The organism is Martinezella hainanensis, from assembly GCF_900094555.1.
Lineage (GTDB): Bacteria > Pseudomonadota > Alphaproteobacteria > Rhizobiales > Rhizobiaceae > Rhizobium > Rhizobium hainanense.
The window spans coordinates 282,792-296,461 of record NZ_FMAC01000004.1 but is presented as its reverse complement, the minus strand read 5'-3'; the positions used below and the strand labels follow the sequence as shown (position 1 = coordinate 296,461).

Sequence of the window (13,670 nt, the reverse complement as noted above, 5' to 3'; positions counted from 1 at the left end):
GCCATTTGGATAGTTGCAGAAGAAGTTCTTCACATCGCCGACCACGTCATACATTGTAGCCAACACGCTTCACGCTATCTCCTCCATGTCCGGTTCCCTCCAGAACCAGGAAAAGCAAATATTTGGCCACCTAAGCAATGTAACCATATGGTTACAAGATCGCGCGTTGTCGTCAGCCTTGTCAATCACCTTTTGAAAATTTCTCGAAACGCCAAACTGCCGGGCACTACGCGCGGATCGAAGCGAGCGTGACGGCAACGATGTGCTCGCCCCAGTCATTCAGCGCATCGGGCGCCGTCAGCTTCCGCGCAAAAATCGTCGACAAGGTGTGACGGTTCGACAAATAGAAAAAGCCAAGTGCCGCGATCGTCAGATAGACGGATATGGGATCGACCGCTGGACGGAAAATGCCGAGCGCCTCGCCGCGACGAAGCACATCCGCAAGCTCGTCGATCAGATGCGAATGCATGGCCGAAACTTTGTCCGATCGCTGCAGATAATGCGCATGATGCAGATTTTCGGTGGCAAGCAGGCTCAGAAATTCCGGATGCGCAAGGAAATGCCGCCAGGTGAACAAGGCCAGCTCCCGCATTCCCTCCTCCGGATGACGGCGCGCGAGATCGAGCTGTTTTTCCGCGTTGCGGATCGTCGCATAGGTCGCCTCCAGCACGGCGAGATAGAGCCCCTCCTTGTCGCCGAAATAGTGATACAGCATCCGCTTGTTGGTCTGCGCTCGCGCTGCGATCGCATCCACTCGGGCGCCGCCGAAACCATGCGCGGCAAATTCTTCCGTCGCGGCCTCCAGGATCGTGGCATGGGTGCGCTGCGGATTGCGCGACACCTTCTTCGACCGTGTTTTGATGGCCTTGTCGGTGTCGGCTTGTGCTGCATTTTCAGTCGCTTGCCTCGCCCTGCCCGCCATGGACGATCTCCTTCCCGACCGGTGCCTTCAGCGATGGATGCCGCCGGTCCCGCACGCCTCGTTTTCATTGCGACGCGATTGGTGCTTGACAGCGATCGCGTTTCTATCCAACTTGTAACCAAATAGTTATATCATGCAAAGCAGTTCGTAAATCATCGGTTCGCTGGGGAGGAGACCAGGATGACGTTGACGATCGACCGCCGGCAGTTGCTTGCCGGAATGGCAGCCACGCTAGCTTTCAGCAGTATCGGACTTTCCCGCGCCAATGCGGCAACCGCGATGCGCCTTCTTTGGTGGGGATCGAAGGAGCGCAGCGACCGGACATTTGCAGCCGTAAAGGCCTATCAGGCGAAGAACCCGGATATCACCATTGCAGGCGAATCCTTCGGCTGGGACAGCTATTGGACACGCCTCGCCACCCAGACCGGTGGCGGCAATGCGCCCGACCTCATCCAGATGGATTATCGCTACATCTTCGAATATGCCCGTCGTGGCGCGCTGCTCGACATGACGCCCTATCTCGGCAAGAGCCTGGCGATCGAGGATTTCGGCCCGGCCAACATCGATTCCGGCAAGGTCGACAACAAGATCTACGGCGTCAGCCTTGGCGTGAACTCCTTCATGGTCGTCCTCAACACGGCCGCCTGGACCGAAGCCGGTGTCGAACCGCCACATGATGCCATGACGTGGGAACAGGTCGGCGATGCCTGCGCCAAGGTAACCGCCGCCAAGAAGCGTCGCGGTTTTTACGGCACGGCCGATGCAAGCGGTGGGGAGCCGGCGCTCGAATGCTGGCTACGCCAGCGCGGCAAGGCGCTCTATACGACGGACGGCAAGCTCGCCTTCGAAGCCAAGGACGCGACCGAATGGTTCGATCTGTGGGGCCATATGCGCAAGATCGGCGCCTGCGTTCCGGCCGACGTGCAGGCGCTCGATCAGCAGACGCTCGAAACCGATATGCTTGTCACCAAAAAGGCAGCGATGAGCTTCGCCCATTCCAACCAGTTCGTGGCCATTCAGGGCCTGAACAAGGAAAAGCTCGATATCGTCTCCTATCCGGTCGCGGATGCGGACAGCAAACCCGGCCAGTATCTGAAGCCCTCCATGCTCATGTCGGTCTCGGCAACATCCCCGAATAAGGATGCCGCCGTCGCCTTCGTCAATTATCTGGTGGAGGATCCTGAGGGCACGAAGACGCTCGGTCTCGAACGCGGCGTTCCCGCCTCGCCGAAGATTCGCGATCTTTTGACCCCGGATCTCGATGCGACAAGCAAACAGGTCGTCGACTATATCGGCCGGCTGACGCCGCATGTCGGCGCACTGCCGCCGTCGCCGCCGAACGGCGCCGGCGAGAATGCATTCCTGCTGAAGAAGATCGCCGAGGAAGTGGCTTTCGGCAAAACCAGCGCGCAGGACGCTGGTACGAAGTTCACCGAACAGGCAGCAGCAAACATTACGCGAGGCTGATACCGTGGGTACAAACAGCAAGAGCGTTGCCGGCGACTTGGTCGTCGGCGCGCCCGCGCCGTTGCGCGTGGAAACCACCTATAAGGCGCCGAGCGCTTTCGCGCGCAACGCACCCGGCTATCTCTTCCTTCTGCCGTGGTTCATCGGCTTTTTCGGTTTGACCCTCGGGCCGGCGATCGCCTCGCTCTATCTCTCCTTCACCGACTACAATCTGCTCCAGTCGCCGAACCTCGTCGGCATCGAAAATTACGTGCGGATCGCGACGGCGGATGACAAGTTTCTCTCGTCGATGAAGGTGACGTTGTTCTATGTCGTCTGTTCCGTGCCGCTGAAGCTCGCCTTCGCGCTGCTGGTGGCGCTGCTGCTGAACCGCGGCATCAAGGGCCTGCCGGTCTATCGCGCCATCTTCTACCTGCCGTCGCTACTCGGCTCCAGCGTCGCGATCGCGGTGCTGTGGCGGCAGATCTTCGATGCTGACGGCATCGTCAACACCCTGCTCTGGTATGCCTTCGGCATCAACGGGCCGAGCTGGATCTCCAATCCGGACTATTCGCTCTACACGCTCGTGATCCTCGCCATCTGGCAGTTCGGCTCGCCGATGATCATCTTCCTTGCCGGCCTGCGCCAGATCCCCACCGATCTCTACGAAGCGGCCAGCCTCGACGGTGCTTCCAAGACGCGTATCTTCTTCAAGATCACCCTGCCGCTCTTGACGCCTGTCATTTTCTTCAACGCCGTGGTCCAGACGATCGACGCCTTCAAGGCCTTCACGCCGGCCTATGTCATTTCCTCCGGCACCGGCGGCCCGATCGATTCGACGCTGTTCTACACGCTCTACCTCTATCAGGAAGCCTTCGGCTATTTCCGCATGGGCTACGCCTCAGCGCTGGCCTGGGTTCTGGTTGTTATCATCGCCATCTTCACCGCCTTCTCCTTCCTCTCCGCTCGTTATTGGGTCCACTACGATGACTGACGCGAAGCTCACCCATTTTGCCGAGGACATGAAGCCACCGCGCGAGCGCCCGTGGTTCCTCTCCGCCCTCATCCACATCGCCTTGATCGCCGCGTCGATCGTGATGCTCTATCCGCTGCTGTGGATGCTCTCCGGCTCAATCAAGGACCAGAACGAGATCTTCGGCACGGCATCGCTGATCCCGTCGCACTTCGATTTCAGTTCCTATGCCCGCGGCTGGTTCGGCGGCCAGGTCACCTTCGGTACGTTCGTCTGGAATTCGGCCGTCATCGCCGTGCTCTCGGTCATCGGCAACGTCATCTCCTGCTCGCTGGCGGCTTACGCCTTCGCAAGGCTGAACTTCTGGGGCAAGAATTTCTGGTTCGCGCTGATGCTCGGCACGCTGATGCTGCCCTATCACGTCACGCTGATCCCGCAATATATCCTCTTCCTGAAGCTCGGCTGGGTGAAGACGATGCTGCCGCTCGTCGTGCCGAAATTCCTCGCGGTCGACGCCTTCTTCATCTTCCTGATGGTGCAGTTCTTCCGCGGCATTCCGCGCGAGCTGGACGAGGCCGCGATGATGGACGGCTGCAGCCCATGGCGCATCTACTGGCGCATCATGCTGCCGCTGTCGTTGCCCGTTCTGGCGACGGCCGCCATCTTCTCCTTTATCTGGACCTGGGACGATTTCTTCGGGCCGCTGATCTACCTCTCGGACATCAACACCTACACGGTGCAGCTCGGCCTGCGTTCCTTCGTGGACTCCACCGGAAGTTCCGACTGGAGCAGCCTGTTCGCCATGTCGAGCCTGTCGCTGATCCCGGTCTTCCTGATCTTCCTCTTCTTCCAGAGGCTGCTGATCGACGGCATCGCGACCGCCGGCCTGAAACGCTGATTATGAACCCCGCGGTTCCGAATACCCAAGGTTCGGGACCGTAAACAAAGAAACCATTGAAAGGAATGTCGCATGAGCGCGCTGCGCTTTGCCGCCATCGGCCTCAATCACGATCATATCTACGGCCAGGTCAACGTCATGCTGCGCGCCGGCGCGGAGCTGGTCGCTTTCCATGCCGTGGAAGACGATCTCGCCAAAATCTTCGCCGAGCGCTTTCCGCAGGCGAAACGCGTTGCCGACAAACGAGAAATCCTGGAAGACAGCTCCATCGCGCTCATCGTCAGCGCGGCGATCTCAAGCGAACGCGCCGGACTTGCCATCGAGGCCATGCGCCACGGCAAGGACGTGATGCTCGACAAACCCGGCATGGTGACGCTCGATCAGCTCGCAGACGTCAAGAAGGTGCAGGCCGAAACCAGGCGCATCGTCTCCATCCTCTATTCCGAGCATTTCGAGACGGCATCGACCGTCAAGGCCGGCGAGCTGGTCAAGGCCGGCGCCATCGGCAAGGTCATCCACACGACAGGCCTCGGTCCGCACCGGCTGCGCAAGCCGACCCGGCCGGAATGGTTCTTCGACCGCAAGCGCTATGGCGGCATCATCGCCGATATCGCCTCGCATCAATGCGAGCAGTTCCTGTTCTTCGCAGATTCCCTCGAAGCCGAAGTGCTGTCGGCAACGGTGTCCAATCGCGCCAATCCGGAAACGCCCGGCTTGCAGGACTATGGCGATTTCCATGTGAGGACGCCCGACGTGACAGGCTATGTCCGCGTCGACTGGTTCACGCCGGATGGGCTTTCCACCTGGGGCGACGGCCGCCTCTTCATCGTCGGCACTGAGGGCACGATCGAGCTGCGCAAATATATCGACGTTGCCGGCAGACCCGGCACCGATCATCTCTTCCTCACCGACCGCAAGGGCATGCAGCATATCGATTGCAGCGGAGTGGAGCTGCCTTACGGCCGCCAGCTTGCCGCCGACATAAGGGACCGCACCGAAACGGCGATGGGTCAGGAACATTGCTTCAAGGCCATGGAGCTGGCGCTGAAGGCGCAGGCGCTCGCCGAGGCAACATCGCTCAACAGCATTCAGAGGTAATCTCGATATGTCCGACATCAAGAAAGTCGCGATCATCGGCCTAGGTATCGGCCGCTCCCACATCACCGAAGGTTATCTGCCGCATGCCGATCGCTACGAAGTTACCGTTCTCTGCGATCTTAACGAGGAACGCCTGAACGCGGTCGGCGACGAATTCGGCATCGAAAAGCGCGTCAAGGATTTCTCCGAAGTCCTCGCCATGCCCGATATCGACATTATCGACATCTGCACCCCGCCCGGCTCGCATTTCCAGCTCATCATGCAGGCACTATCAGCCGGCAAGCATGTGGTCTGCGAAAAGCCGCTCGTCGGCTCGCTCGCCGATGTCGATGCCGTCATCGCGGCCGAAAAGACAGCCAAGGGCCGACTGATGCCGATCTTCCAGTATCGCTATGGCGACGGCATCCAGAAGGCCAAGCGCATCATCGCTTCAGGCATTGCCGGCAAGCCCTATGTCGCCACATCGGAGACGCATTGGGTGCGCGGCGCCGATTATTATGCGGTTCCCTGGCGCGGCAAGTGGGAGACCGAACTCGGCGGCGTGCTGATGACCCACTCCATCCATCTGCACGACATGCTCACCTATCTGATGGGGCCGATCGCAGGCCTCTTCGGCCGCGTCGCAACCCGCGTCAACGACATCGAAGTGGAGGATTGCGCCAGCGCCAGCCTGCTGATGGAAAACGGCGCGCTCGCCACCATCAGCGCCACGCTCGGCTCGCAGGAGCAGATCAGCCGCCTGCGCCTCGCCTTCGAAAACGTCCTGATCGAAAGCAACCACGAGCCATACAGCCCTGGCCAGGACCCCTGGAAGATCGTTCCCGCCAATGACGAGATCGGCGCAAAGATCGACGCGTTGCTTGCCAATTGGTCGCCGATCCCGAACCGTTTCAACACGCAGATGAGGCTGTTCCATGAAGCGCTGGTGTCGGGCGGACCGCTGCCGGTGACCACGGCCGATGCCCGCCAGGCGCTGGAGCTGGTCACAGCCTTCTATGAATCGTCGGAAACCCACACGGAAGTCCGCTTCCCCGTCGGGCCGGAAGCCAAGAAATACAAGAGCTGGAGGCCGGCATGAACATTGCCCCGCGAGCCATCAGAAACAAGGAGGAGGCGCCCATGGCGACAAGCGTATCGCTGCAGAAGGTTATCAAGCGCTATGGCGAGCTTCAGGTGGTTCACGGGATCGACCTGGAAATCGAGCCGGGGGAATTCACCGTCTTCGTCGGTCCCTCCGGCTGCGGCAAGTCCACGCTGCTGCGCATGATCGCTGGCCTCGAGCCGATTTCGGGCGGCGGGCTCTATCTCGACGGCAGCCGCATGAACGATGTCCCCGCCTCCAAGCGCGGCATTGCCATGGTCTTCCAGTCCTATGCGCTTTACCCGCATATGACCGTCTACAAAAACCTCGCCTTCGGCCTCGAAACCGCGGGCATGAAGAAGCAGGACATCCAGCCGCGCGTTGAAAAGGCGGCCGAGGTCCTGCAGATCAAGCAGCTGCTGCAGCGCAAGCCGAAGCAGCTTTCGGGCGGCCAGCGCCAGCGCGTCGCCATCGGCCGCGCCATCGTGCGCGAGCCCAACATCTTCCTCTTCGACGAGCCGCTCTCGAACCTCGATGCGGAACTGCGCGTGCAGATGCGCGTCGAGATCGCTCGGCTGCATCAGCGGCTTGGCAACACCATGATCTACGTCACCCACGACCAGACCGAGGCCATGACCATGGCCGACAAGATCGTCGTGCTCAATGGCGGCAAGATCGAGCAGGTGGGTGCGCCGCTCGACCTTTACAACAAGCCGAAAAACAAGTTCGTCGCCGGCTTTATTGGCTCGCCGAAAATGAATTTCCTCGACGCGAAGATCGTCGCCTCCGACGACGGTTCCGCCGTTATCGATCTCGCCGGCCAGACGGTGCGCCTGCCGCGTCGGTTGGGCGGCCTGCAGCCTGGACAGCCCGTCACCCTCGGCGCCCGCCCGGAACATCTGAATGTCGGCGATCGTGGCGTAGGACTCGGCAATGCCCGCGTCGATCTCGTCGAGCACCTCGGCGGCCAGACCATCCTCTATGTGACGCTGCATGGCGGCCAGGCACTGACGGTCGCACTGGAAGATCAGCAGAGCATCCGCGCCGGCGAAACGGTCAGCATCCATATTGATCCCGAGCGCTGCCATCTGTTTGGCCCGGACGGCGTGACTTTGTAGTTGGGGCTAGCGCAGGATCTCTCTCGCCCGCCAGGGGCGAGATATTCCTTCAAACCTCGACGATCCGCCGGCTGCCGATGGAACGGATCTGGCCGGATGGAATGACATCGGCCGGAACGCCATCGCGCCGATGCAGCCGAACACGCCGGCTGCTGCCCGGTGCAAGATGGAACCAGTCATCCTCCGCCCGATAGGCTTCCAGATCGATCTGCACCGATTGCGCCAGCCGATCGCTGCTCAAATCGAGGAACCAGTCCTCGCCCTCCAGCACTGCCGACGCCGTGATCTCGGCATCATGGAACGCCTTGGTGCGCCCAAGCGGAAAATAGAAGGCCTCAGCGATGACAACGCCGCTTGCCGGCGCCGTCAGCCGCGCCACCGTGACATCATGCGATGGCGGGCCGAAACGGAAGGCATAGGTCGTGTCGAAGAAGGCGCCGAAAAGTTCAGTGCAGGCTATCTTCTGCTTGCCGCGGGCTTCGAGCACCAGATCGCGGCCACCGCCGACGACGATCTGGCGACCGTCGCGCAGGCAGGAAACCTGGACGGTCAGCTCCAGCGCCGCATCGCTCTCGTTGATGACATGCACGTCGAGACCGTTGGTGCCCTCATCCATCAGCAGTACCTGCACGGGCCGGAAGGCACGGCGCAATCCATACCAAACCGGCTTCGGCTCCCCGGTCGAATCGATCACCCCCCAGCCGGCGCCGGGAAGCAGGTCCTGTAGCGTCCAGACGAGCGCCCCATTGCAGCCGGAACCATGGCAGCGCCACTCGTCATAGGTCTCCTCGGCCACTTCGCCGGTCACGGCGCGCGAGAGGTTCAGATAGAGATCCGGATCCTCCCGTCGCAGCCGGTTGGGCTCGAAGTCATAGAGTTCCTGAAGATAATGATCGCGCACATCCTCGAAATCCCAGGACGCGCCGCGATCACGCGGCACGCGCTCTTTCCATAGTGGGCTATGGACTGCGGGGACCGGCAAATGCTGGCCGAGCGTCCGGGCTTGCGGCACATGCGCGAAAGCCAGGCTCTCGGCGGCGAAGCGGACATCGGCCCGGCGAGCATCGGCGAGCGGCCGCATATAGGCGCCGACGCCGTAATAATGCGTGACGCCGGCATTCGGCGAAAACGGCATCGGCCCGCCCGATGGCGAATTGACGACATAGGGCACATCCGGCCGCAGCGATTGCACCAGCGGCGGGATGATCTCCTCGACAACAGGACTTTTCCAGAACTGCTCGGGCAGGCCCATCATCGCTGCCTGCTGATGGATCTCGCTGCCGCCGCAAAGAACGGCCAATGACGGCGACAGACGTGTGTGGCTCAGAAGCTGTGAAACCTCGGCCTCAACATGGGTATTGAACGCCTTGTCATTCTTCGGATAGTCGAAATTGGCGAACATGAAGTCCTGCCAGACCATGAGGCCGAGTTCGTCGCAGAGACGGAAGAAGTCCGGCGTCTCATAGGCCATGGTGCCGCCGATGCGGATCATGTTCATGCCGGCCTCGGCCGCCAGCCGCAGCCAGCGCTCGTAATCATCGCGGCCACCGGGTAGGCGCACGATATCCGCCGTGGTCCACACGGCACCCCGGCAGAAGATCCGCTCGCCATTGACCATCAGGGCGAAATCCTGCCCATCGGCACCGCGATCCACCGACAGCCGCCGGAAACCGGTCTGGCCGAGCGAATGTTCAGTGCCATCGACGACGAGCGTGACATCATGGAGCTGCGGCACGCCATGCGTATGCGGCCACCAGGGCGCCACATCGGGAATCTTCAGGATTGCGGTATAACGGTTGGCGCCGTCCTTCTCGAAGGGCTGTTCCGCCTCCCCGCATCGCAAAAGCAGCTCGTTGATATCGCCTTCGATCGAAAGCGAGGCATAAAGCCGGCCCTCGCTATTCTCGAGTAAATCCGGCCGAAGCGAGAGATCACGAATGACGGGCGCTTTCGGCCGCAGCAGCGAAATCGGGCGCCAAGGGCCGACGGCCTGAACCTCCGGGCACCAGCCGGGCATATGGCCAAGCAGCGTCGTGCGCACTGTCCTCAGCCCCTGCGGCGTAATCATCTGCGGCCGCCAGCGGGCGCGCGGACCGGGCTCAGAAAGCTTCGGCTCCAGCGCGCGGAAGCAAAGCGCCAGCTCGTCGCCACCAAGCAAGGTGACGTCGACATCGTGAGCCTCGAACATGCTCTCGGACACGAGGATTTTCTGGCCGTTGAGGAAAACTTCGCAGAGTGTCGCCAGCCCCTCCAGCCGCAAAACCGCCTCGCCCGCTTCCGCATCCACCAAACGGCAAATGTACCAGGCGTCATGGTCGTGAAGCGGTTGCGGCTTCGTCCGGTCGACACGCCCAGCCTTTTCCAAAGCTTCCGCCACCGTGCCCGGCACTGGTGCTGGAATGAAGCCAGAGGTCAGCGGCACATCCGACGGCAAGATGCAGGTGCCTGCATCCGTCAACACCAGATTCCATCCTTCGCTCAGCCGCATTCCACCGCCGAGATCCGCCAAGCGCCCGCCCATGACATTTTCGAGGGATTTCCCTCGCCCCAATATGTTCAGAAATAACCCAGCCATATCGCGATCGAACAGAAGCCCGTCAAAGCTTCCGTTCGAGCTCGCTTATCATGGAATCCCACGCATCTGCGGCGGGATCAAGGGCCGTACGCAGCGGCTCGAATTTCTTGCGCGTGATGGCGCGGGCCAGCTGGAACTGCACCGACTTCGCCGTCTCGGAAATTTTCCGTGCTTCTCCGGCCGCATCTGCCAGATCGGTCGAAAGCCAGTCGAAGTGGCTGCCGGCGAGCTCGAAATTTGCGCCGAGCTGACGCAGCGTGTTGAAGGCATATTTGTGGAAGAAGCCGAAAGGCCGCTCGGCGATCGCCTCCACCTGCGCGGGGAAGACGTTTGCGAAGGCACGGATCGGATTGGCCTGCGGGCGACGACGGAAATGGAAGGAGAGAAGCTGTCGCGCGGTCTCGCGGATCGCGGCCTCGGCCGGCGCCTTCTCCGGGAATTTCGCAAATTCCGTGTAGGGCAAGAAGGGCAGGTCTTCATCCGTCAGATGCAGCTGGAATAGCCCGTCGAAATCCTCGCCGGACAGCTGGAAGAACCCGCCATTGTGGAAGTAATCGAGCGCGCGGCCCTGCATGTCGAGCCGGTTGATCGCAACCGTCGTCTTACCGTGTTCGCGGCGATAGCCGACCCCCTGCGTATCCGGCATGAAGAAAGAATCCATCTCCACCAGGCAAAGTCGGCCGCGGCCGATCTGCTCGGCGACATGGTTCTGAACCTTGTCGTAGATCGCAAGCTCGGTGCAGCGCACGCCGTAGAGCGCTTCCAGATCCTCGAGCGGCGCCTTGAAGAAGGTGAACTGGTCGCCTTCGAAATCCTGGGTGACCGTGAAGCCGAGCATGGCTTCCGGTGGCAGCTTCAAGGTCGAAAGCACCTCGATCCAGAGATCGATGTAGCAATTCGTCTCGGGCCACATGCGCTCGCTGTCGTGCAGCGCATGTGGCTTGTAGGCGGCGGGATCCAGTCCCTGAAACACGGAAGCCATGGGAGCGATCAGCCCCACAGCGCCTTGCGCACGCTCTCGGGCCATTCCTTGACGTCGAGACCGTGGGTGTGGAACAGCGCCAGCGCGATGCGCTCCAGGCCGAAACCGACGCAGGCCGTGTGCACGACGCTGCCATCGGCAAAGTTCAGGCCCCACTTCGCGCCGAAGGCATCCTGGTGGTAGTTGAAGCTCATGCAGGCGGTCGGCTTGGCAACAGATGTGATCGGGATCAGCAGCTCGAATTTCAGGTTCTGGTCGCGCTGGTTGTTGGCAAGCATCTTGCCAGCGCGGCCGAAGAACGGGTCGTTGGCGACATCAATGGTCACGTCGAGGCCGACGGCCTTCATCATCTCGACACCGCGGTCCATCCAGCTCTGGCGGAAATCCGTCACATGCTTTTCGCTGCCCATGCAGACATATTCGCGCATGCGGAAGAGCTGCTGGCGGGCCGGGTCCTTGGAAGGCTCATGGCGGAAGCAATAGGACTGCAGGTCGTAGAGCGCACCGTTTTCAGGAATGGCGCCGCGCTTGGCAACCGTCGGATAGAGCGGATAGCAGGCTGCCGGCGTCAGCACGATATCGGTCGCCTGCTGATCCCTAGTCCAGTCGTCGCCGACTTCCATGCACTTCAGCAGGCTCATATGGTCGAGCTCGTTGCCGCAGAAGCTGTGCACCGTGCCGGCGAGCTGCGGGAAGCTCTTCATGTAGCCGCTCGTCTCGAAGAAGGCGCGGTTCATGCCGGGCGGAAAGCGGATGGCCTCGGCGCCATCGGCGCCACCGAACGTGTCGATCAGACGCTCGAAGGCGGCAATGACGTCTTCAAACTGGCCGCTGCGGCCATAGAGACCGTCAACGCCGGTATCGATCAGCAAACCGGAATCAAAAAGACGGTCGAGAAACGAGGATTGCATATCCATGACGAATTACCCCAACAGGCTGGTATCTTGTTTGTGGACGAGCAGCATGGTCGACGTATTGCCGAGAATGCGGTCATTCGAGATCATCAATTGCGCCGAGTGCGCGTCGCGCAGGTGGCGGCCGAGGCTATAGGGCGTACCGTTCTTGTAGCCCATGATGCCGCAGATCAGCATCGCGTGGTTGATGATCGGCAGGATCATCTCGGACGAAGCGATCTTGACGTTGTTCATCGCCACGGCGAAGGCCATGGACGACAGGCGATCGGCATCGAGCTTCGCCTCTTCATAGGCCTTCAGCCCGGCAACCACATTGGACTTCACCATCTGCAGCATGCTGGAGGCTTCGGCGAGACGCAGCGCGCCGGGCGGCGGCGCACCGGGAGACTTGCGGGCAGCGGCGCGCACGAATGCCTGCGCGCGGGAAACAGCGTCGGCGGCAATGCCGTACCACACGCCGCTCCAAAGAAGATGCGAGCTTGCCAGCATCGATTGCGCGGCGATCTCGGCAAATGGCTTCGGCAGGATCTGCCTGGCCGGAGCTTCGCCCTTGAAGAGGAAGCCGTCGGAGCAGGTGCCGCGCATGCCGAGCGTGTTCCACTCGACCGTACGCTTGATGTCGTACTGGTCTTTCAGGAAGCAGGTCAGCACCTGATCGGAGGACGCCGCCTCGGCATGGCTGCGCGAGGTAATCAGGATGGCGTCGGCATGGGCGCCATAGGAAATGACGGTCGCATCCTTTTCGAGGTAGCAGGTGTCACCCTCGACCTTGATGGCACAGATGCTGTTGCGCAGGTTGCCACCGATCCCGCCTTCGGTCGTCGCCGAAGCGAGCAGCAGCTGTTCCCGCGCGATACGGCGCATGAAGTCGCGGTGCCAGTCGCTCTCGGCGCCGTGCTCGACCAGGCTCGAAAGCTTGATCTGGTGCATGGCGAAGACCATGGCGCTTGCGGCGCAAGCCTGACCGAGGATCGAGCAGAGCTCGGCGATTTCGGTCATCGACGCGCCTTCGCCGCCGAGATCGGCGGGGATCTGGATGGAAAGCAGCTTTTCGGCGCGCATCGCGTCGACAGCTTCACGTGGAAACCGGCCCTCGGCATCGACGGCATCGGCATGCTGGCTGGCGATCGCTGCGACACGGGCGGCGCGTACCGCCGCTCCCTCGCCCGCCCCAACCTCGAGTAAAGCGACCGCCGCAGTCATTATGCGACCTTTCTACTGTCGAGGATCATGCCGACGGTTCTCTCGATCGCGGCAATGCTGGCGAAGGACTTGCGGTTCAGCAGATTGTCGGGAAACTCGATGTCGAAGGCTTCCTCGATGCCAAGCATCAACTGCACGGAAGCGAAGGAAGACAGTCCGGTTGCGTAGAGATCGGCATCGTCTTCGATCTGATCGATAGCAACGGGAAGCGCGCCGAACTTGGCCAGCAAATCGCGAATCGTCTTGTTCATAGTCTAGTCCCTTCTGGCAATGGTAAGCATAACCGAAGTTACGCCGTCTTATCGTTCGCCAAGAAGTAACAGGCAAAATAGAACATTCCGCTAAGCGACGTGGTAAATACAAACAACTTATACTTTGTAGGAAATTGCTATATTCGAGACTTTTCTGATTAAAATTTACCATGTGTAAGCCATCTAAATGACGACTTCCGCATTAATAT

12 protein-coding genes are annotated in these 13,670 nt (G+C 61.0%); 6 read left to right on the top strand and 6 right to left on the bottom strand.

Going from position 1 to position 13,670, the window contains the following annotated elements:
• Positions 1-226: 226 nt before the first annotated feature.
• Positions 227-922 carry a TetR/AcrR family transcriptional regulator gene (locus tag GA0061100_RS15065; RefSeq protein ID WP_075853510.1) on the bottom strand — a complete coding sequence of 232 codons (696 nt, stop codon included), beginning with the start codon at positions 920-922 and terminating at the stop codon, positions 227-229.
• A gap of 180 nt (positions 923-1,102) precedes the next feature.
• On the opposite strand from GA0061100_RS15065, the gene GA0061100_RS15060 reads away from it, so the two are divergent.
• From GA0061100_RS15060 to GA0061100_RS15035, 6 genes are all read left to right on the top strand, one after another.
• Positions 1,103-2,389: an ABC transporter substrate-binding protein gene (locus tag GA0061100_RS15060; RefSeq protein WP_075853509.1), complete on the top strand. Its 1,287-nt coding sequence runs from the start codon at positions 1,103-1,105 to the stop codon at positions 2,387-2,389.
• A gap of 61 nt (positions 2,390-2,450) precedes the next feature.
• Positions 2,451-3,362: a carbohydrate ABC transporter permease gene (locus GA0061100_RS15055; RefSeq protein WP_075853811.1), complete on the top strand. Its 912-nt coding sequence runs from the start codon at positions 2,451-2,453 to the stop codon at positions 3,360-3,362.
• The gene (locus GA0061100_RS15050; RefSeq protein ID WP_083961359.1) at positions 3,355-4,239 is read left to right on the top strand and encodes a carbohydrate ABC transporter permease; all 885 of its coding nucleotides are present in this window, start codon (positions 3,355-3,357) and stop codon (positions 4,237-4,239) included. Before GA0061100_RS15055 ends, GA0061100_RS15050 begins: the two co-directional genes overlap by 8 nt.
• Before the next feature lie 72 nt (positions 4,240-4,311).
• Positions 4,312-5,337 carry a Gfo/Idh/MocA family protein gene (locus GA0061100_RS15045; RefSeq protein ID WP_075853508.1) on the top strand — a complete coding sequence of 342 codons (1,026 nt, stop codon included), beginning with the start codon at positions 4,312-4,314 and terminating at the stop codon, positions 5,335-5,337.
• A gap of 7 nt (positions 5,338-5,344) precedes the next feature.
• Positions 5,345-6,415, top strand: a complete 1,071-nt coding sequence (locus GA0061100_RS15040; RefSeq protein ID WP_075853507.1) for a Gfo/Idh/MocA family protein — start codon at positions 5,345-5,347, stop codon at positions 6,413-6,415.
• 41 nt (positions 6,416-6,456) lie between these two features.
• A complete protein-coding gene (locus GA0061100_RS15035) occupies positions 6,457-7,536 on the top strand; it encodes an ABC transporter ATP-binding protein (RefSeq protein WP_075853810.1) in 1,080 nt (359 codons plus the stop codon).
• Positions 7,537-7,585: 49 nt separating this feature from the next.
• On the opposite strand, the gene GA0061100_RS15030 is transcribed toward GA0061100_RS15035, so the two are convergent.
• The 5 genes from GA0061100_RS15030 to GA0061100_RS15010 form a co-directional block, all read right to left on the bottom strand.
• On the bottom strand, positions 7,586-10,057 hold the full coding sequence (locus GA0061100_RS15030; protein WP_075853506.1) for a glycoside hydrolase family 2 protein: 2,472 nt from the start codon (positions 10,055-10,057) through the stop codon (positions 7,586-7,588).
• A gap of 76 nt (positions 10,058-10,133) precedes the next feature.
• The gene (locus GA0061100_RS15025) at positions 10,134-11,093 is read right to left on the bottom strand and encodes a DUF1839 family protein (protein ID WP_075853809.1); all 960 of its coding nucleotides are present in this window, start codon (positions 11,091-11,093) and stop codon (positions 10,134-10,136) included.
• Between the two features lie 8 nt (positions 11,094-11,101).
• Positions 11,102-12,010, bottom strand: coding sequence for an amino acid--[acyl-carrier-protein] ligase (locus tag GA0061100_RS15020; protein WP_075853505.1), 909 nt, complete (start codon positions 12,008-12,010; stop codon positions 11,102-11,104).
• A 6-nt stretch (positions 12,011-12,016) separates the two neighbouring features.
• On the bottom strand, positions 12,017-13,210 hold the full coding sequence (locus tag GA0061100_RS15015; RefSeq protein WP_075853504.1) for an acyl-CoA dehydrogenase family protein: 1,194 nt from the start codon (positions 13,208-13,210) through the stop codon (positions 12,017-12,019).
• Positions 13,210-13,461 (bottom strand): acyl carrier protein, encoded by a 252-nt coding sequence (locus tag GA0061100_RS15010; protein WP_075853503.1) that lies wholly within the window; start codon positions 13,459-13,461, stop codon positions 13,210-13,212. The genes GA0061100_RS15015 and GA0061100_RS15010 overlap by 1 nt, the downstream gene beginning before the upstream one ends.
• Positions 13,462-13,670: the final 209 nt, after the last annotated feature.